The following is a 19,520-nucleotide window of genomic DNA, read 5'->3' as shown; positions in this document are numbered from 1 at the left end:
CCGTTGCTCATCCTATATATTGCGAAGGGCATGCCATCTTTTTTCAAAAACCATGAAAAACAATTAGTTATTAAACAAAAAAATGGCACGCAAAAGACAGAACGTGCCAGAGCCCTATCAAACGGGGGTTTACGGAGGCAAAAATGTCGCCAAACGCCAACACGCTTTTAGGATAAAACTAAAACATGTTTAAAAACAGTAAGTTACATCGTTGCCATTTGGAGACACTCACAATGGCATGTATATCGCCGGCAACAGTGCCCCACCAATGGCATCTCAGGCCAAGGTCTTGATGAGGATCTTCGACTTGCGCGCATGATTGTAGGTATCGCGCTTGAGCGGTGGCAGTGCCTTGATCTCGGCCAGGCGAAAGCCATGTTCGAAGAACCAGTGGGTGGTATGGGTGGTGAGCACGAAAAGACTGGTCAGCCCCCGGCGCCGCGCGCGACGCTCGACTTCCGCCAGCAACAATTCGCCACGCGCGCCGCCGCGGTAGTCGGCATGCACGGCGACGCAGGCTAGCTCGCCCATGGTATCGTCGGCGAAGACATGCAGGGCGGCGCACCCGATGACCATGCCATCGCGCTCGATCACCAGATAGTCGTCGATCTCGTGCTCCAGGCGTTCACGGGAGCGCGCCACCAGCATGCCGCGCCGCTCCAAGGGCTCGAGCAATTCGAGCAAGCCGGCGATGTCGCCGAGTTCGGCCGGACGGAGCTGTTCGTAGCGATGTTGGGTGATCATGGTACCCACCCCATCGCGGGTGAACAGTTCCCCCAGCAAGGCATCGTGGTCGTGCCAGGAGAGCAGATGGGTACGCGCCACGCCATGCCGGGCGGCTGCACAGGCAGCCCCCAGGTGGCGCGCCAGCTCGCTTCCCGGTATTGCCTGGTGGCGCAGCGGTTCGGCTTCGGCGGGCGTAAGCTGGCGTTGCAGCGCGCCGCTTTCGTCGTGCAGACCATCGGCCTCGCCGAGCAGAATCAGTTTGTCGGCGGATAACGCCACTGCGGCCTGTTGCGCGACCTCGGCGGCGTCCAGGTCGAATACTTCGCCGGTACTGGAGAAGCCCAGCGGGGGTAGTAGCACCAGGGATCCCTGCTCGAGCAGCCCCTGGATGGCATTGGCCCGCACCCGGCGCACCTCGCCGCTATGATCGAAATCGATGCCCTGCCGCACGCCCAGCGGCTTGGCCATCACCAGGTTGCCGGACACCGCCGTCAACTCGACGCCATGCAACGGCGTGTTGGGCAGGCCCAGCGACAGCCGTGCTTCCAACCACAGGCGTTGCTCGGCGGCAATCCGCTCGACGTGACTCATGATGGCCGTATCGGCCACCCAGCGTCCGTCATGGCGGGTCGGTTCGATGCCCGCCACGGTCAGCGCCTCCAACACCTGCGGGCGAATGCCGAACACCACTACCAGCCGCACGCCCAGGGTATGCAACAACGCCAGATCCTGGATCAACTGCTCGCCTCGACCCTGCGCCATGGCCTCACCCTCGATCAGGATCACGAAGGTTCGCCCACGGTGTGCATTGATGTAAGGCGATGAATTACGAAACCAGTCGACGAAAGGAAAGCGAGTCTTCAAGGGCCGCACTCCGGCAGCAGTGGTGAATGAAACGTCATGTAAGTGTATCGCTAACGACTATAACAGAGGCCACAAAAAGGCGGCACCACCCGAAGGTGGTGCCGCCTTTCGGGCTCCGGGCTCCGGGCTTTGGGCTTCGGGCTTCGGGCTTCGGGCTTCGGGCTTCGGGCTTCGGGCTTCGGGCTTCGGGCTTCGGGCAGAAGTCTCGCTCGTAGCCCGTTGCTCGTGGCTCGTGGCTCGTGGCTCGTGGCTCGTAGCCCGTTGCTCGCCGCTCGTGGCCCGTTACCCAAACATCCCCTTGAACATGAAGAAGAACAGGATCGCCAGGGTAGCACCGGCCGGCAGCGTGATCAGCCATGACATGACGATGGTGCCGATCACGCGCATGTTGAGTGCCGCCATACCACGTGCCAGTCCCACGCCGAGCACCGCGCCGACCAGGGTGTGGGTGGTGGAGATCGGCAAGCCGGTGCCCGAAGCCAGCACTACGGTGGTGGCGGCGGCCAAGGTGGCGGCAAAGCCACGACTCGGGGTCAGTTCGGTGATGCCTGTGCCCACCGTGGCGATGACCTTGTGGCCATAGGTGACCAGGCCGACGACGATGCCGCCACCGCCCAGCACCAGCACCCACCAGGGCACCAGAGCGGTAGGATCGATCACTCCCTCGCTATAGACCACACTGATGACCGCCGCCAGCGGCCCCACTGCGTTGGCGACGTCATTGGAGCCGTGGGCGAAGGCCATGGCACAGGCAGTGAACAGCATCAACACACCGAAGACACGTTCGACACCGCCGAAGCCGAAGACATCGTCGTGACGCTTCTCGGAACTGACGCGTCTTTCAAGGAAGCCTCCCAGTCCCATCACCAGGAAGCCGAACAGGATGGCATACAGCGCACTCTCGCCGAAGCCAAGATCGAAGCCGACGTACTTGAGCCCCTTGTTGAGGGTCACCATGGCGGCGATGAAGCCGACCAGGAAGATATACATCGGCACGTAACGCTTGGCCGATGAAACCGGGTTGCGGCTCTCGAAGATCAGATACTGGATCGTCTTGAACAGCATGAAGGCGATGGTGCCGGACATCAGCGGTGACACCACCCAGCTTGCGGCGATCTGGCCGACCTTGGCCCAGCCCACGGCTTCCAGACCCAGCCCCGCCATGGCAAAGCCGACGATGGCGCCGACGATGGAGTGGGTGGTCGACACCGGCCAGCCGCGCATGGAAGCGATCAACAACCAAGTCGCGGCGGCCAGCAACGAGGCCAGCATGCCATATACCAGCAGTTGGGGATCGTCTTCGAGCAGTGAGGGATTGATGATCCCCTTACGGATGGTTTCGGTGACCTCGCCGCCGGCCAACCAGGCCCCCAGGAACTCGAAAATCACGGCGATGATAATCGCCTGCTTGATGGTGATGGCCCTGGAACCCACCGACGTGCCCATGGCGTTGGCCACGTCGTTGGCCCCCACGCCCCAGGCCATGAAGAAGCCGAAGGCACAAGCCAGGATGATGAAGGTATCAGCGTGCTGCACAATGATCGACATAGGGAATGGATCCTATGTGGGTGTAGACAAGTCGGGTGGAAAGCATTAGCCCGCTGATGTCAGCGGGCTAGTTCATCGGGCGGTCAGGATCTGCAGGCGGCTGCCGACACGCTCGGCGCGGTCGGACAGTTCGCCGACCCAGTCGATGATCTTGTAGAGGAAGATCACGTCCACTGGCGGCAACTCACTCTCCAGCTCGAATAGCAGGCGGCGAATCGCCACCTGCTGGTCGTCGGCCTGATGTTCCAGTACATGCAGCTCACGAATCAGGTTCTGCATGACATCGGAGACATTACGGCCGAAGCCGGATTCGAGCAGGTCCTTGAGCTCTTCCAGCGCTTTCCTTGCCTGGGCGACCGAGGCCACGGCCGTGTGCAGATAGTTGCGCATCGGTTGCGCCAAAGCCTCTGGCATCTGCATGCGCCGGCCCAGCATGATGCCGGTGATATCGCGGGCCTTATTGGCGATCTTGTCCTGCACACTGATCAGGTCGAGCAGATCGGAGCGCGACACGGGCAGGAACAGGGTATTGGGCAGATTGAGGCGCAACTCGGTCTTGAGTTCGTCGGCCTCGTGTTCGAGACGCGTGATGGTTTCACGATGACGGGCCGCGGCCTCCCAGTCACCGACCAGTGCCGCCTCGTAGAATGGCAGCAATTCATCGGCACATTCATTGGCCTTGACGATGTGGGCAAGCAATGGCTGGAATGGCGAGCGACCGAACATCGCCGAAAATGGGTTGGTAGTTACCATAAGACGCTTATGTGCTTGAGGAATGGCGGCGCTTAGTATAGTGACTGAGTGCACTGTCGTCATGAAAAATTCACCGAATCGTCATAAAGAGGGTCATCACCCATGAGCCAGGAAATCGAACTCAAGCTTGCCCTGGCCGATGCCAGCACCCCACGGTTGGCCGACCACCCGTTGCTGGCGAAACACATACCTACCGTCACCGTGCTGCGCAACACTTACTACGACACCCCGGAAGCAACCCTTGAGCAAGCCCGGGTAGCCTTGCGCATACGGCGCACACCGAGTGCCCGGCTGCAGACCCTGAAGACCAGTGGCCAGGGACGCGGTGGGCTGTCGATACGCGGCGAGTGGGAATGGCCTATCGATGGTGACGAGCTCGACCTCAAGGGGCTGGCCGAATTGCCGCCCATGCGGGATCTACCCTCCGGAACGTTGGTTCGCCTGGCACCACGTTTCGTCACCGATTTCCAGCGCCAGACCTGCGTGCTCGTTGTGGACGGCAGCCGCATCGAACTGGCTCTCGACCGGGGCGAGATCCGCGCCGGAGAGCGACATGCGCCGATCAACGAGTTAGAGCTGGAACTCAAGGAGGGGGAAAGCGAGGCTTTGTGGCAGTTGGCCGAGCAGCTTGCCGAGTGGGTGCCCTTGCGACCCGCCAATGCCAGCAAGGCGGCACGTGGCACGGCATTGTTGACGGGGCACTGGCCACTGGAGCGGCCAAGTTCCGCCGCAGAATATGTCGAGTACGTCATCGCTGCTCTCGACGCCTACACCGATAGCGGCGATAGCCACTTCAAGAGCGAAGCGCACCATGCCCTGATGCACCTGGCCACCCTGAGCGATGCCCAAGCCAACTCGCAAGTACGCCAACTGGCCAGGAGTCTCGCCAATCGTTTGGCACGCGCGGATTGGCTGACCCTCGCTTTCGGTCAGGAATTCCTTGCCCTCACCCGAGCCGCATCTCGGGACGCTGAATGACTCATCGAGCACAGGAGAACAGCGTGCAACAGACCCTGAAACCCGCGGCAGAAGGCTTGCGGACCCGCGTTTTCCAGATCATCTTCGAGTCCGACACGCCACTGGGCAAGGGCTTCGACGTTGCATTGATCATTGCGATCCTGGCCAGTGTCGGCGTCGTGATGCTCGACAGCGTAGCCGCTTTCCGAACGCAATACGGGACCTGGTTCTATTGGTTGGAATGGGGTTTCACCCTGCTCTTCACGCTGGAACTAGCCGTGCGTCTGTACTGTCTGGAACGGCCATTCCAGTACCTTAGAAGCTTTTACGGCATCATCGATGTGATCGCCATTTTGCCCACCTGGCTGATGCTGATCGTGCCCGGTGCGCATTCACTAGTGGTGGTGCGCCTGTTGAGGGTGTTGCGCATCTTCCGCGTGCTGCGCTTGATGCAGTTCGTCGGCGAAGGGCGGTTGTTGCTCGAAGCTCTCAGGCGCAGCGTGCGTCAGATCTTCCTGTTCTTCTTCAGCATCTTCATGCTGGTGACCATCTTCGCTTCGGTGATGTATCTGATCGAGTCACCGGAAGCCGGCTTCACCAGCATCCCGCAATCCATTTACTGGGCCATCGTTAGCCTGACCACGGTAGGCTACGGTGACGTCGTCCCCATCACACCGCTGGGTAAGGCCATCACCGTGATACTGATGCTCATCGGCTATTCGATCATCGCCGTGCCCACCGGGGTATTTTCCGCACAAGTGATCCGTTCGATCCGTGAGGAACGCTACTCCGACGAGGCCTGTCCTGGCTGCGGTCACGATCGCCACGAAAAGCGCGCGAAGTACTGCCTGCAGTGCGGCACCTGGCTCGATGAGGAAAGCGAAGATCCCAATGCCACGGGACCCCAGGGCTAACTACGACAGCGCGCCCCCCGTCGACAAGACGTGAGGGCGCGTTATTGGCATGATACCTCGCCTTGCTGGCTAAAGTTCTAAGTTTTGCCCGAAAGTCGGCGAGCGCAGCCGGTTTTCAGACAAAGCGTAGTGAATCAGGAAGGTCACTCGGTCCGCAGGGGCGCATCCCACTCCTCTAGGGTGGCATCGCTCCATTTGCCATAAGTGGCATTGGGGAAAACGATCCAGTCACTGCCGAAGCGTTCGGTGTTCTCCGTGACCCGCTGACGTTGCGTATCGAGCGGAACGCCGGCGAAATCGTGGGAGAAATCGTGCAGCGTGTCGCCTAGCTGCATGACCACGGTGTGGTTCTCTGCCACGGAGTCGCGCCGCTCCTGCTTGGGCGGTCCCAGCAACAGCACGTTCGATTCGGATACCTGTGGCAATCCCAGCGTCTGCAGGGTTTCCATGGTGGCGTTCTTGTTCTCGTCGTAACGATCAGAGACATAGTAGATCGCCACGTCGTTCTCGTCGGCGAAATCGAGGAATTCCTTGGCGCCCGGGATCAAGCGCGGCTCACCTTCCCTTTCCCAGTGTTTCCAAGTATCCCAGGTCGTGTAGTCGTGGCAGTTGGCCATATCCCGAGCCAACAAGGCACTGTTGTCCAGCACGGTCTCGTCCAGGTCGGTGATGATTGCCAGGTCGGCATCCTCACCGTGTTGGGCGATCTGCTGCTCGAGTCGTAGGGAGGCCAGAGTGAAGCCTTGACGCTGAAGGGCCGCCACTTCGGCGGACTGCTGCTGATAGCGCAGTCCCATGGTATAGGCGGCTTGCGCGCAAAGTGTCGGCTCGTCGGGATTCGTGGCCGGCTCTGCTGCCCCAGCGGTAGCGGCTGTCGAGGCCATCGCCAGACCAGCCAGGAAGACAGCAGGAAGTTTGTTGTTGCTATGACGCGTCGCCATCAAGGATCTCCTTTGAATCATCAAGGGGAAAAGACTGCCAAATGACCGTAGTTTATTTTTATTGATCATTCAAATTAATTACGACTCGACGCTTCCTCTTGACGAACATCCGGCTGACAAGCGCCATGAAAAAATGCGCCCGGCCAAAAGCCGGGCGCGAGCGATGCATGACAGCAAGTGGTTTGGGGGCTACATCTGGAAGGGGCTGATATCTCCCCGGCCTTCGCGGATGACCACCGGTGGCAACTCTCGCAGGTCGATGACGCTGGTGGGTTCGAGGTGACAGGCACCGCCGTCGATGATCAGGTCCAGGTGGGCGCCGCAGCGGTTGCGAATTTCCTGGGGGTCGGTCATCGGCAGCTCCTCGCCATCAGGAATCAAGGTCACACTCATCAGCGGCTCGCCAAGCTCCCTGAGCAAGGCAAGGGTAATGGGATGATCCGGCACCCGTACGCCGATGGAACGACGCTTGGGGTGCAGCAACAGGCGCGGCACCTCGGTGGTGGCATTGAGGATGAAGGTATAGGGCCCCGGCGTGTGAGTCTTGAGCAGACGGAAGACGGCGTTGTCGACCTTGGCGTAGGTACCGATCTCGGATAGGTCCGAACACACCAGGGTGAAGTTGTGGCGGTCATCCAATGAGCGCAACCACTTGATTTTCTCGATCGCTTTTTTCTCTCCCAAATGGCAGCCAAGGGCATAACCGGAATCGGTGGGATAGGCGATCACACCGCCCTGTCGGATAATGGCCGTGGCTTGGTCGATCAGACGCTTCTGGGGATTCTCGGGGTGCATCTGGAAGAACTGCGTCATCGTCGGTCTCTCCTTGGCGACTCTAAATCGGGAATGGCGGCCATGTTCGTTGTTATTTCGTACCAGCCTAGTTCAGTCTGGCCGCGAATGTGGACAGACGCGGATGCGTCCACACCGGCGCCACCGCGGTGCGCGGTACCGGGCTCATGGCGCCTGGCGCCACAGGGCCGCCCGGAAAATGGAAGTCACTGCCCAGCGAGCCGTAGAGGCCTCGTTCATCGAGCTGACGAGCCAGGTCCCGAGTCGCATCGGCGTTCTGGAATCCACTGATCAACTCGGCGGCCTCGCCGCCGGCTTCGCGGAAGGCATCGAGCAGCAGACCACGCTTGCGCCGGGTCAAACCATAACGCAACGGATGCGCCAGCACGGCCACTCCGCCCGAGTCGACGATCCACTCCACCACCTCGGAAAGATACGGCCAATGCGCCTTGACGTCGCCGGGCTTGCCACTGCCCAGATGTTTCTTGAAGGCCGTGGCGATGTCCGGCACCAATCCGGCGTCGACCAGAGCTCGGGCGAAATCCGGCCGCCCCAATGGACGCTGCTCGCCGGCCTGTTCCCGGGCACGGGCCAATGCATTGCTCAACCCCACCTTCTCGAGACGCGCCGCAATCTCCTCGGCACGCGCCTCACGAGCCTGTGCCTGCGATTCGAGCCCTGTGGACAGGGCACCCTGGGCCTCGCCAGGCAGCAACCCCACTACATGGATATTGAGGCCTTGCCACTGCGACGACAGCTCGGTGGCCGGCAGCAAGCGAATCCCCAGCGCCTCGGCGGCCGACGCGGCGGCTGCGACACCGGCCACGGTGTCGTGGTCGGTGAGCGCCATATGAGTCAGACCACGCCGATGGCAAAGTGCCACCAGATCGACAGGCGACAAGGCACCATCGGAGGCGGTGGAATGCATGTGAAGGTCGACTCCCTGGCATTCGGCCAGGCTGGCAGGCAGTTCGGAGTGCAAGATCATTGGCATGACGCCGGCAAGCGTCTTTGTCAAAATAGGTTCACCATGGTGCGCGCCCAGCGCGACCCGGTCAATCCTGGCCTTAACGAGGAACCACTGCGATGCTCTATGCGATCATCAGCGAAGATGTGAAGAACAGTCTGGAAAGACGGTTGGCGGCACGTCCCGACCATTTGGCACGACTCGAGAAATTGCGCGACGAAGGCCGGCTGGTGCTGGCCGGTCCGCACCCGGCCATCGATGCCGAGAACCCGGGCGAAGCCGGCTTCAGCGGCAGCCTGGTGATCGCCGAATTCGACGACCTGAACAGTGCCCAGGCCTGGGCTGATGCCGACCCCTTCGTGATTGCCGGGGTCTACGCGAAGGTGACGGTGAAGCCGTTCAAGAAGGTTCTTCCTTAGTTTTCCACAGGCGGTTTTTTCACAGGGACTGTGGAAAACTCTGTTGAAATGGCGCGGACGACTTGCGCCAGGCGTGATGGCCTGGCGCTCCGTGCTTATCGGCCATTTTTTGATCAGTTCTCGCCCCTGGAGACACCTTTGCCTGCCTCGCCCGACCATTCCGCGTCCCTGCCACCACTGACCGCCCTCGAACCCGCCCATCTCGACTGGCGCCAGAACGATGCCGACGGCCTGGAAGCGCCCCATTCCACAGCCTTCGACGATGTCTACTTTTCGCGCCACGACGGCCGTGCCGAAACCGAACACGTATTCATCGAAGCCAACGATCTACCGCGACGGTTCGCCGCCTGGCGGGAGACACGCCCCTTCGTGATCGGCGAGACCGGCTTCGGCACCGGCCTCAACATGCTCTGCGCCTGGGCCTGCTTCGAGAGGCACGCTCCCACGTCGGCACGGCTGCACCTGGTGTCCACCGAGAAGTATCCCCTGACTCGTGAAGACCTGGTGCGTGCGCTTGCCGCCTGGCCGGACCTGACCACCAAGACACAGCGCCTGGTCGAGCAGTGGCCCGAACCGGTGGTCGGCGTGCATCGCCTATGGCTCGACGAACGGGTGACGCTGGACCTGCACTTTGGCGATAGCGCCGAGCGCCTGGCCCAGCTCGACGGGCACGTGGACGCCTGGTTCCTGGACGGCTTCGCGCCCGCCAAGAATCCCGGCATGTGGCACCCGGCACTGTTCGAAGCCATGGCCAGGGTCAGTCGCCCCGGCGCCACCTTCGCCACCTTCACTTGCGCTGGGCCGGTCAAGCGTGCACTGAAGGCCGCCGGTTTCACCTGGCGCAAGGTGCCCGGCTACGGGCGCAAACGCGAGATGCTCGCCGGGGAAATCGCCACACCGCCCGAAGACCAGGCACGTCGCCTCACCCCCTGGTTCACGCCACCTGCCGCCCACCCGGCACGGTACGTAGCGGTGATCGGTGCCGGCTTGGCTGGCGCCAGCGTAGCGGCCGCCCTGTCACGTCGTGGCCTCGACGTGACACTACTCGACCGCAAGGGGCCTGGCGCCGGTGCCTCGGGCAATCGCCAGGGAGCGCTCTACATCAAACTGGCGGTGCAGACCAATCTTCACAGCCGCGTGTATCTCGCCGGTTTGCTGCACAGCCGGCGCTGGTTGGCCACGCTCGACCCCGAGCGCCGCCTGTGGCGGGACTGCGGCGTGCTGCAACTGGCCACCAGTGACAAGGAGGCCAGCCGTCAGGCGCGCTTCCTCGATGCCCATCGCCTTCCCGTGAGCGTGGTCGAGGGTGTGGACGCCGCAGGCGCCAGCCAACGCGCCGGCATCGTGCTGGACCATGGGGGGCTCGACTATCCGCAGGCCGGCTGGGCCTGTCCTGCCGCGCTCTGCGAACGGCTCGCCACCACCCCTGGCATTCGTTTTCGACAAGCGAATGTCATGGGTCTGGAACCTAGTGGGACGGGCTGGTCGCTATGCCTCGAAGGCGGGGAAAGGTTGTCGGCCGATCAGGTGGTGGTCGCTAACGCCGAACTCGCCAACCGCTTCGCTCAAACGGCGACGCTGCCGCTACAGCCTGTCCGTGGCCAGGTCTCGGCACTGCCCTTGCCGCCAGGAGTGCCCGAACTCCGGCGCGTCATCTGCGCCGGCGGCTACGTGCCACCGGCGCTCGGCGGCGTACTCAGTTTCGGTGCCACCTTCACGCCAAACGATAACGCCAACGATATCCGCGAAGCAGACCATGCCGCCAACCTCGAAGAGTTGGAGCGCACCCTGCCCCATTTCGTGCAGGCATTGCGCGCGGCCGGAGTCGAACTCGAGCCTGCCAGGCTCGAGGGGCGCGCTGCCGTGCGTGCCGCTAGCCCGGACAAGACGCCCTATGCCGGGCCGGTCCCCGATACCGCACGCTGGCAAGTCGATTACGCCGCTCTGAGCAAGGACGCCAAGCGCATTCCGGCCATTCCCGGCGCCCATCACCGGGGGTTGTGGATCAGCGCCGCGCATGGCTCGAGAGGACTGGCCAGCGCGCCGCTATGCGCCGAATTGATCGCATCACGGATCTGCGACGAACCGCTGCCGCTGGAGCGCCAACTGGCCGACCACCTGCATCCGGGACGGCGGATTATCAGCGAGCTGATCCGCGGCAGTTAGTGTTCTCACTCGGCCAGCTCCGCCAAGGCGTCGCGCTTCCCAACTAACGACAGGCCTGCCAAGACGAGGCAGGACCCGGTGTTTTTATCCTTCTTGAAATTAATTAAATGTTGATTTAAATATTAAGACATGAAGACACCCAAACCTCGCGCTCGTCGTCAGGCCAAGCAAACGAAAGCGCGGCGGCCGGGTCGTCCCAGCGGTGACGGCAGCGATCAGCGCGAACATCTGCTCGATGCCGCCCTCGAGCACTATGCAAACCATGGCGTCGCCGCGGCCAGCCTGCGCGGTATTGCCGAGGCAGCTGGCGTGACGCCAGCCATGGTCAGCTACTATTTCGGCGGCAAGGCAGCCCTGCTCGACGCGGTGATCGAAGAGCGTTTGCTGCCGGTGGTCGGCGAGATCCGCAGCCATCTGGAAGCCCAAGGCGATGACGCTGGCGCCTTGGTGAGCGGTTTCGTCAGTGGCATGCACGCCACCATCGCGCATCACCCCTGGCTGCCCAGGCTATGGGTGCGAGAGGTGCTCAGCGAAGGCGGTACCCTGCGCGAACTGCTGGTGAACCGTATCGCGGAGCAAGTCCCCAGGCGTCTGGCCGAATCCTTCTCGCGTGCCCAACAGGCCGGCGGGCTCAACACCGATCTCGATCCTCGCCTGCTGGTGGTTTCGCTGATCGGCCTGACCCTGTTCCCACTGGCTGCCGCTCCCTTGTGGCGACAGGTGTTCGACAGCGAGGACCTCGATAGCACCGCGCTCGAACGTCATACCCTGGCCCTTCTGGCGCGCGGCCTGGAGGCCGATCATGCTCCTTGAACATCGGCATTGGCCGGCTTGGCTGCTGGCACTGCTGATACTGGCCGGTTGCAGCGATTCTCCCCCGGTCTTGCCGGGTACGCTGGAATGGGACCGCATCGCACTGCCCGCCGAAGTCTCCGAACCGGTATTGCGCTGGGCAGTCGACGAAGGCGACCGCGTGAGCGCGGGCGACGTGCTGCTCGAACTCGATGGCCGCCGCCTGGAAGCCCGTCTCGAGGCGGCACGCGGAGACCTTGCCCGGACCGAGGCACAACTGGCCGAGCTGACTCACGGCCCCCGCGAAGAAACCATCGATGCCGCCCGCGCCGATCTCGAGCGCGCCCAAACCGCCTTGGAACAGGCTGAACGAGACTACCGGAGAAGCAGTGAGCTGCGACGCCAGAATGCCATCGCGCAGGCCACCTTCGAGCAGGCCCGTGCCAGCCGCGACCAGCTCCGCGCCGAGGTCGCGGCCCTGGAGGCCCGGCTACGCGAGCTAATCCGCGGTGAGCGCCCGGAACGCATCGCTCAGGCGGCTGCCGAGGTGGCGGCTGCCAAGGCACGCCTGGAGGAGTTGCGGCTCGATCGTGAAAGGCTGATCGTACGAGCACCACGCAACGGCCGGGTCGATGCCCTGCCCTTCCATCCCGGCGACCAACCGCCGGTTGGTGCCACCTTGGCCAGTCTGTTGGTGGGCAAAACACCCTATGCGCGGATCTTCGTCCCAATTTCACAGCGCGCGACCCTGGCCCCTGGCGATCGGGTACGCATTCACGTCGAAGGCATCGAAGCACCATTCGATGCGCATCTGGAAAGCATCCGCAGCGAACCTGCCTTCACCCCCTTCTACGCGCTGGTGGGCGACGATGCCAGCCGCCTGGTGTATCGCGCCGAGGCCAGGCTGGAGGGAGAGGCGGCTCGTCGCTTGCCTGCCGGCCTGCCAATCAGCGCGGAGCTTGCCGATGACCGGTGATGATAACAGCGCACCGGTGATCCGGGTGCGCGGTCTCAGTAAGCATTTTGGCCCCGTGGTCGCTGTTGACTCGCTCGACCTGGACGTGCATCCACGTGAGGTATACGGCTTTCTCGGCCCCAATGGCTCGGGCAAGTCCACTACCTTGCGTATGCTGTGCGGTCTGCTGCATCCCACCAGCGGCGAGATCGAGGTACTCGGTATGCGTCTGCCGAAAGAGGCCGAAGGCCTCAAGCGGCGGCTCGGCTACATGACCCAGAACTTCTCGCTCTACCGCGACCTCAGTGTCGCCGAGAACCTGGGTTTCCTGGCTGCCGTCCACGGCTTGTCGCGCGAACGGACCCGCCAGCGTATCGAGGAACTGCTGGACCGCTACTGGCTAACGGAATTGCGCCACCAGCTTGCCGGCACCTTGAGCGGTGGCCAGAAACAACGCCTGGCACTGGCTGGCGCGGTGCTGCACGAGCCCGACCTGCTGCTGCTGGACGAACCTACCAGCGCGGTCGACCCGCAGTCTCGACGCGAGTTCTGGGAGTCGCTGTTCGAACTTACCGACGCCGGCACCACCATCCTGGTCTCCACCCATTACATGGACGAAGCCGAACGCTGCACGCGCCTGGCGATCCTCGACCGCGGGCATCTGGTCGCCGACGACAGCCCCCAGCGACTTATGGAAGCGTTGCCCGGCCGCCCGTTGCTGGTGGAGTGCGACCGGCCACGCCAAGCCCAACAAGTGCTCGAGAATCAACCTGGGGTAATCGCCCTAGCTCAGATCGGTGCCTCGTTGCGCATGCTGGTCGAGGATGAGGGGCTGGAGAAGCCACTGAGCGAACGACTTCGAGCGGCCGGTATCGAGGCACGACTAGTACCCGACACCGCCAACCTCGAGGACGTCTTCGTTGCCGCCACCCGACAGCCACGGCAAACGGCGGGAGAAGCGCCATGAAACTACGACGCATGCTGGCCATCGTGCTCAAGGAGTTGCGTCAGCTGCGTCGCGACCGGCTGACCTTCGCCATGATCGTCGGCATTCCGGTGATGCAACTGGTGCTGTTCGGCTACGCCATCAACCTGGACGTGCGCCACCTGAATGCCGCGGTGATGGACCAGGCCGATACCGCCCGTTCCCGGGAGTTGGTGGCTCAGCTCGAGGCCACCCAGGTGATCGACCTCAGCTACCGGGTCGCAACTCCCCAGGAGGTCGACGACCTGATGGGCCGCGGCAAGATCAATGTGGCCGTGGTGTTGCCCGTGGACTTCGAGACGCGCCTGGAGCGCGGCGACCGTCCGGCGCTGCAACTGGTGGTCGACGGCTCCGATCAGGTAGTGCAGGCCTCGGCGCGTCAGCTCGCGCGCTTCCCGGTCCCTGACGCTGAGGGTTGGACAGAACAAGTTGCGCCGATCGAGGTAGTCAACTTCTACAATCCCGAACGGCGTGCCCCGGTCAATACCGTACCCGGGTTGATCGGGGTGATCCTGACCATGACCATGGTGCTGTTCACCGCCATTGCCCTGGTGCGCGAGCGTGAGAACGGCAACCTGGAGATGCTGATCGCCACCCCCGTTTCGCCCTGGGAGCTGACGCTTGGCAAGGTGTTGCCCTTCGTCGGCATCGGTCTGATCCAAGTCACGGTGGTACTGGTCCTGGGACGCTGGCTGTTCGCGGTGCCGGTGCGCGGTTCGCTGCTCGAGCTATACCTGGCGGCACTGGTGTTCATTCTCGCCAGCCTGTCGCTGGGCATCTTCCTGTCGACGCTGGCACGCAGCCAGTTTCAGGCCATGCAGATGGCGTTCTTCACCTTTCTGCCGCAGATCTTGCTGTCGGGTTTCATGTTTCCCTTCGCTGGCATGCCCAAGGTCGCCCAGTGGCTGGCCGAGCTGCTGCCGTTGACCCACTTCCTGCGCCTGGTGCGCGGCATCATGCTGCGCGACGCCGCCCTGCTCGAACTGTGGCCGGCACTGGCCGCGCTGGGGGTGTTTACGCTGGTGATGCTGAGCGTGGCGGTGGCGCGAACGCGGAAAAGCCTGGATTGATCCCTCGGCAAAACAGCCTTCGTGGGAATGCCGGCCTGGCGGCCGGATCGCGCAGGAAACCTGCGCTCCCACGAAAGCATCGGACCATTGCAAACCCGGTGGGAGCGTAGCTCCGCTGCGCGAGGGGGTTGGTACCACCCAGGAATGCCGGCCTGGCGGCCGGATCGCGCAGAGAATCTGCGCTCCCACGAAAGCATTGGACCATTACGGACCCTGTGGGAGCGCAGCTCCGCTGCGCGATGAGTTTGGCACCGCCCGAGAATACCGGCCTGGCGGCCGGATCGCGCAGGAAACCTGCGCTCCCACGAGGGGTAGGGCCTTTGCGAGCCCCCCCCAGTGTTTAATCTTCCGCGTCATCGGCCAGGTCGCGGCCGAAGGCGCGCCACTGGGTCAGTGTCATCACCTCGGTGGTCTCGGTCTCGAGATCGTGGGCAATGACCAGTTCGCCACGTTCGAGCTGACGCTTGAGTTGAGCGACCCAGCCGCGCATGCCTTCGCCGGTGTCGGTGGTGTCATAGCCCTGGCGGGTGACGAAGACTTCGAGCAGGGCGTTCAGGGTCTCACCCGGCAGCATGCGGTAGGGAACTTCGACGAAGCGGCCGCTCATGTTGCCGCCTCGCCGCGTTCCCAGGCCGCCAGCCGCTGCAGGAATTCGGTTTCGTCAAGCACCGGCACGTTCAGTTCCTCGGCCTTGGTCAGCTTGCTGCCGGCACCAGGCCCAGCCACCACGCCAGCGGTCTTCTTCGACACGCTGCCGGCGACCTTGGCGCCCAACGCCTGCAACCGCGCCTTGCCCTCGTCGCGGGTCATTGATTCCAACGTGCCGGTGAGCACCCAAGTCTGCCCCGCAAGAGGCTGTGGCCGCTCGCCGATCTCCTCTTCTTCCCAATGCACGCCTTGGGCGATCAGGTCATCAATGGTCTCGCGGTTATGGGCCTGGCGGAAGAAGGTGTGCACATGCGCGGCAACCACTGGTCCTACGTCTTCGACGGCCTCTAGAGCTTCCATCTCGGCCTGCATCAGCGCCTCCAGGGTGCCGAAATGGCGTGCCAGGTTACTTGCGGTGGCCTCGCCCACCTCGCGTATGCCGAGCGCATAGATAAAGCGCGGCAAGGTGGTGCGTTTGGCTTTCTCCAGTGCCGCAACCAGGTTCTCGGAGGACTTCTTGCCCATCCGCGGCAGCTCGGCGAGCCGATCTGCTTCCAGACGGAACAGGTCCGCAGGTGTCTTGACCCAATCGCGTTCGATCAGTTGGTCGATCAGCTTTTCGCCTAGACCATCGATATCCAGGGCACGGCGACTGGCGAAATGCTTGAGCGCCTCCTTGCGCTGGGCAGGACAATACAGACCACCTGAACAGCGCGCCACCGCTTCACCCTCGAGGCGCTCTATCTGCGAGTCACAGACCGGACAACGGTTGGGAAACACGATCTCGCGGGCATCCGACGGTCGCTGTTCCTCGAGTACTCTCACCACCTGGGGTATCACGTCACCGGCGCGGCGGATGCTGACCATATCGCCGATCATCACTCCCAGTCGCGCGATTTCATCCTGATTGTGCAGGGTGGCATTGGATACCGTGACCCCGGCCACCGATACCGGCTCCAACCGTGCCACTGGTGTAATAGCACCGGTACGCCCGACTTGGAACTCGACGTCATTGACCCGCGTGACCTGCTCCTGGGCGGGGAACTTGAAGGCGATTGCCCAGCGTGGGGCACGGGCAACGAAGCCCAGTTCACGCTGCAAGCGCAGGTCATCGACCTTGATCACTACACCGTCGATATCGTAGCCAAGGTCATCTCGCTGCTCACCCAGCGCGTGACAGTAGTCGATCAGCCCCTGGCTGCCACGCACCACCTTGAGCTGGACGCTGGTACGAAAGCCATAATCACGCAGCCGCGCCATCAACTCGCTATGCGTCGTGGCACCGGGATCGGGCTCGGTACGCGCCACTTGGTAGGCACTGAATTCCAGCGGCCGGGTGGCGGTGATTCTTGGGTCGAGTTGGCGCAGGCTGCCGGCAGCGGCATTGCGCGGGTTGGCAAAGACCTTGCCTCCCTCTTCACGGGCCTTCTCGTTGAGTGCTTCGAACCCTTGATGACTCATGATCACCTCACCGCGCACCTCGAGCAGGGTCGGGATACGATCGCCACGCAGCTTGAGGGGGATCGAGCGCAGGGTGCGCAGGTTGGTGGTGATGCCCTCGCCGGTGCGACCGTCGCCCCGGGTGGCCCCGCTGACCAGCATGCCGTTTTCGTAGACTAATGATACCGCGGCGCCGTCCAGCTTGGGTTCGCAGCAGAATTCGAGCGACTCGCCATCACACTCCAGCCGCTCGCCAAGGCGCTTTACGAATGCGGCAAGCTCCTCCTCGTCGAAGGCGTTGTCCAGCGACAGCATGGGCACGGCATGTTGGATCTCGGGAAAGCCCTCGGCGGGTGCCGCCCCGATCCGCTGGGTGGGAGAATCAGGTGTCACCAACTCGGGGTATTCGGCTTCGATCTCCTGCAAGCGACGCAGCAGGCGATCATACTCGGCATCGGGAATCGCCGGGTCGTCGAGCACGTAGTAGCGATAGTTGGCGTCCTCGAGCGCACTGCGCAGGCGCGAGACTTCGTCGAGAGTGTCCTTGTCAGGCTGGGTCATGCGATCCTGTCCCGGTCGAATCCATAAAGGCTCGAAGCTCGAAGCTCGAAGCTCGAAGCTCGAAGCTCGAAGCTCGAAGCTCGAAGCTCGAAGCTCGAAGCTCGAAGCTCGAAGCTCGAAGCTCGAAGCTCGAAACCAATCATCGGGTCGAAGTCTACCAACAAAACAACAACCCCGTGATCTCTCACGGGGTTGTTTTTCTTACTTTCTTATCACTTCAAACTTACAGCTAGGTTGCCTGATAGCGATGCAGCCGATGGCGCCGCTCGAACTCCTGGACGCGCTGACGGGCAAACCCCACGGTCTGGGCGGTCATCACACTGTGGTTCTCATCCTTCAACTCACCACCCAGATGGCGCACTACCACCATGGCCGTCTCGACCATCGCTTCGAAAGCTGCAGCGGTATCAGCAGCACCGGGCAGCGGCATCAGCAACGTGATGCCCGGAGTGGTGAAGTCGGCCATCGTCTCGAGCGGGAAGGTCCCAGGCTTGAGGACATTGACCATCGAGAACTGCAGCTCGCTATGCGGGTCCTCGGTCTCGAAGCGGTGGAAGATTCCCATCTCGCTGCTGTAGCGCAGACCACAGGCCAGCATCAGGTCGAGCAACGCTGCGCCGGAGAAGCCTTCCTCGTCGCGCGACATCACGCTGATGACGATGACTTCCTCGGCATGGCTCAGGGTTTCGCGGGCATGTTCGGCGCTGACATCGTGGCGCAGAGCTTTCTCGACGATCGGGTGCGGCGTAACCACACCATCCTGTGGCATGGCTTCTTCTTCCTGGATTTGCCAGGTCTCGGCCGAAGTATCCTCGCGATATTCTCGATCTGTTGTCTCGGTGGTATCACTCGCCGACCGGCGAGACGGGGTGAACAAAGGATCGTCGTAGTCGTCTTCGACCAGGGAACGCTCCTTTTGGCGCTGGCGTTGTTCCGCCTCATGCGCCTCGCGTTCGGCTTTTTCCTGCTGCCGACGACTGGCCTCGCGAGCCTTGCGTTCGGCCTTCTCCTGCTCACGCTTGAGCTTATCCTTCTTGCGCTGTGCCTTGCGTTCGGCCAGGCCCTTCTGCAACGAAGCCCCGAACCGCTGCATGGAAGCCCCCATCTTGGCCGACCCGGATTTCAGGGAGTCGGTCATGCCATCCAGGTCGACGAGCCGATAGCGTTCGGCATCGAAATGTTCGTCGTGATCATGCGGATCGGCCGATAGGCCGGAAACCACCGGCTCTCCATTTCGCCGTGCCTCGTCATCGGCCAGCGCCGACAGCGTCGGTTCGCTGCGCTCGGTATGCAGTGGCTCGCTCGGCTGCGGTTGTGCCTCATCCGCCGAAGGTTTGGGCACCGACTCGGCGGCGGGACGTTCGCTCATCTCGGCAGCCGGTGGCGCCGAAGAGGCACTCCGACGGGATTCATTGTCGGTGCTGGTGGCCTTCTTGGTACTGGTGGCCTTGGCCTGTGCCTTGTCGGACACTGCGGAGGATGACGGCGTTTCGTCCGCTGCCATTCCCTGGTTACGCCAGCTGGCCAGCACCTTGGACGGCCCAGGATGTTCCTGCCGCTGCAGCTTGGGTTTGGACCCGCCCGAGCTATAGGACGCCGGCTTGACGACGCGCGCCCCTCCATTGGGCAATTCCCAGTTGATCTCGGCGTCTCGAGCCGCCTGCTCGGGATCCGCCACCTCCCCCTTGCTCGAACCGGTCGTGTCGTTATCGACCTGGTCCAGTCGGGGCACTCGACGCTGGCGTTGCAGGCGACGAACACCATCGATCACGATGATGGTCACCAGAGCCAGCCCCAGGATGATCAGCCACTCTCTTAGTTCCATGGGTCGTCTTGCCTGTTTGCTAAGGCGCCATGCCTGAATAAGTCGTTCGACACCAGCATAGCGCGATTACCAAAAAAAGGGCCACTTTTTTTGAATGTCAAGTTATCACTTGGCCCTAGCGCAACCACCCTTCTATTGTCCCCGATCTGCATTGGTCTCCTTCCTTGGTAACCCCTTTGATGATTTCGTGCAAGTCG

Annotated in this window: 17 protein-coding genes; 8 read left to right on the top strand and 9 right to left on the bottom strand. The window is 62.6% G+C overall.

Going from position 1 to position 19,520, the window contains the following annotated elements:
- Window positions 1–276: 276 nt before the first annotated feature.
- From argA to IE093_RS19615, 3 genes are all read right to left on the bottom strand, one after another.
- Window positions 277–1,590 carry an amino-acid N-acetyltransferase gene (gene argA / locus IE093_RS19625; protein WP_189472196.1) on the bottom strand — a complete coding sequence of 438 codons (1,314 nt, stop codon included), beginning with the start codon at window positions 1,588–1,590 and terminating at the stop codon, window positions 277–279.
- A 282-nt stretch (window positions 1,591–1,872) separates the two neighbouring features.
- Window positions 1,873–3,138 carry an inorganic phosphate transporter gene (locus tag IE093_RS19620; RefSeq protein ID WP_189472194.1) on the bottom strand — a complete coding sequence of 422 codons (1,266 nt, stop codon included), beginning with the start codon at window positions 3,136–3,138 and terminating at the stop codon, window positions 1,873–1,875.
- A gap of 72 nt (window positions 3,139–3,210) precedes the next feature.
- Window positions 3,211–3,891: a TIGR00153 family protein gene (locus IE093_RS19615; RefSeq protein ID WP_189472192.1), complete on the bottom strand. Its 681-nt coding sequence runs from the start codon at window positions 3,889–3,891 to the stop codon at window positions 3,211–3,213.
- Between the two features lie 102 nt (window positions 3,892–3,993).
- On the opposite strand from IE093_RS19615, the gene IE093_RS19610 reads away from it, so the two are divergent.
- A complete protein-coding gene (locus tag IE093_RS19610; RefSeq protein WP_189472190.1) occupies window positions 3,994–4,869 on the top strand; it encodes a CYTH domain-containing protein in 876 nt (291 codons plus the stop codon).
- A 23-nt stretch (window positions 4,870–4,892) separates the two neighbouring features.
- Window positions 4,893–5,762, top strand: coding sequence for an ion transporter (locus tag IE093_RS19605; protein ID WP_189472188.1), 870 nt, complete (start codon window positions 4,893–4,895; stop codon window positions 5,760–5,762).
- A 143-nt stretch (window positions 5,763–5,905) separates the two neighbouring features.
- Here IE093_RS19605 and IE093_RS19600 read toward each other — a convergent pair whose 3' ends face one another.
- The 3 genes from IE093_RS19600 to IE093_RS19590 form a co-directional block, all read right to left on the bottom strand.
- Window positions 5,906–6,703: a 5'-nucleotidase, lipoprotein e(P4) family gene (locus IE093_RS19600; protein ID WP_189472186.1), complete on the bottom strand. Its 798-nt coding sequence runs from the start codon at window positions 6,701–6,703 to the stop codon at window positions 5,906–5,908.
- A gap of 189 nt (window positions 6,704–6,892) precedes the next feature.
- Entirely contained in the window at window positions 6,893–7,516 is a 624-nt protein-coding gene (locus IE093_RS19595) for an L-threonylcarbamoyladenylate synthase (RefSeq protein ID WP_189472184.1), read from the bottom strand.
- Between the two features lie 67 nt (window positions 7,517–7,583).
- On the bottom strand, window positions 7,584–8,489 hold the full coding sequence (locus tag IE093_RS19590) for a PHP domain-containing protein (protein WP_189472226.1): 906 nt from the start codon (window positions 8,487–8,489) through the stop codon (window positions 7,584–7,586).
- 92 nt (window positions 8,490–8,581) lie between these two features.
- Here IE093_RS19590 and IE093_RS19585 point away from each other — a divergent pair, with 92 nt between their 5' ends.
- The 6 genes from IE093_RS19585 (at window position 8,582) to IE093_RS19560 (ending at window position 14,849) form a co-directional block, all read left to right on the top strand.
- Window positions 8,582–8,881: a YciI family protein gene (locus IE093_RS19585; RefSeq protein ID WP_189472182.1), complete on the top strand. Its 300-nt coding sequence runs from the start codon at window positions 8,582–8,584 to the stop codon at window positions 8,879–8,881.
- Between the two features lie 138 nt (window positions 8,882–9,019).
- A complete protein-coding gene (gene mnmC, locus IE093_RS19580) occupies window positions 9,020–11,047 on the top strand; it encodes a bifunctional tRNA (5-methylaminomethyl-2-thiouridine)(34)-methyltransferase MnmC2/FAD-dependent 5-carboxymethylaminomethyl-2-thiouridine(34) oxidoreductase MnmC1 (protein WP_229803770.1) in 2,028 nt (675 codons plus the stop codon).
- Window positions 11,048–11,176: 129 nt separating this feature from the next.
- Entirely contained in the window at window positions 11,177–11,860 is a 684-nt protein-coding gene (locus tag IE093_RS19575; protein WP_189472178.1) for a TetR/AcrR family transcriptional regulator, read from the top strand.
- On the top strand, window positions 11,850–12,815 hold the full coding sequence (locus IE093_RS19570; protein ID WP_189472176.1) for an HlyD family secretion protein: 966 nt from the start codon (window positions 11,850–11,852) through the stop codon (window positions 12,813–12,815). The genes IE093_RS19575 and IE093_RS19570 overlap by 11 nt, the downstream gene beginning before the upstream one ends.
- Window positions 12,805–13,761: an ABC transporter ATP-binding protein gene (locus IE093_RS19565; protein WP_189472174.1), complete on the top strand. Its 957-nt coding sequence runs from the start codon at window positions 12,805–12,807 to the stop codon at window positions 13,759–13,761. The genes IE093_RS19570 and IE093_RS19565 overlap by 11 nt, the downstream gene beginning before the upstream one ends.
- Window positions 13,758–14,849 (top strand): ABC transporter permease, encoded by a 1,092-nt coding sequence (locus IE093_RS19560; RefSeq protein ID WP_189472172.1) that lies wholly within the window; start codon window positions 13,758–13,760, stop codon window positions 14,847–14,849. The genes IE093_RS19565 and IE093_RS19560 overlap by 4 nt, the downstream gene beginning before the upstream one ends.
- 340 nt (window positions 14,850–15,189) lie before the next feature.
- On the opposite strand, the gene IE093_RS19555 is transcribed toward IE093_RS19560, so the two are convergent.
- The 3 genes from IE093_RS19555 to zipA all read right to left on the bottom strand — a co-directional run bounded on the left by IE093_RS19555 (window position 15,190) and on the right by zipA (window position 19,323).
- Window positions 15,190–15,456 carry a YheU family protein gene (locus IE093_RS19555; protein WP_189472170.1) on the bottom strand — a complete coding sequence of 89 codons (267 nt, stop codon included), beginning with the start codon at window positions 15,454–15,456 and terminating at the stop codon, window positions 15,190–15,192.
- On the bottom strand, window positions 15,453–17,498 hold the full coding sequence (gene ligA, locus IE093_RS19550) for an NAD-dependent DNA ligase LigA (protein ID WP_189472168.1): 2,046 nt from the start codon (window positions 17,496–17,498) through the stop codon (window positions 15,453–15,455). Before ligA ends, IE093_RS19555 begins: the two co-directional genes overlap by 4 nt.
- A 229-nt stretch (window positions 17,499–17,727) precedes the next feature.
- Complete coding sequence (gene zipA / locus IE093_RS19545) at window positions 17,728–19,323, bottom strand: cell division protein ZipA (RefSeq protein ID WP_189472166.1); 1,596 nt, start codon at window positions 19,321–19,323, stop codon at window positions 17,728–17,730.
- Window positions 19,324–19,520: the final 197 nt, after the last annotated feature.

This window comes from Litchfieldella qijiaojingensis (assembly GCF_014651875.1).
Taxonomy (GTDB): domain Bacteria; phylum Pseudomonadota; class Gammaproteobacteria; order Pseudomonadales; family Halomonadaceae; genus Litchfieldella; species Litchfieldella qijiaojingensis.
Note: the sequence above shows the minus strand (reverse complement) of the source record. Positions and strands in the feature narration are given on the sequence as shown.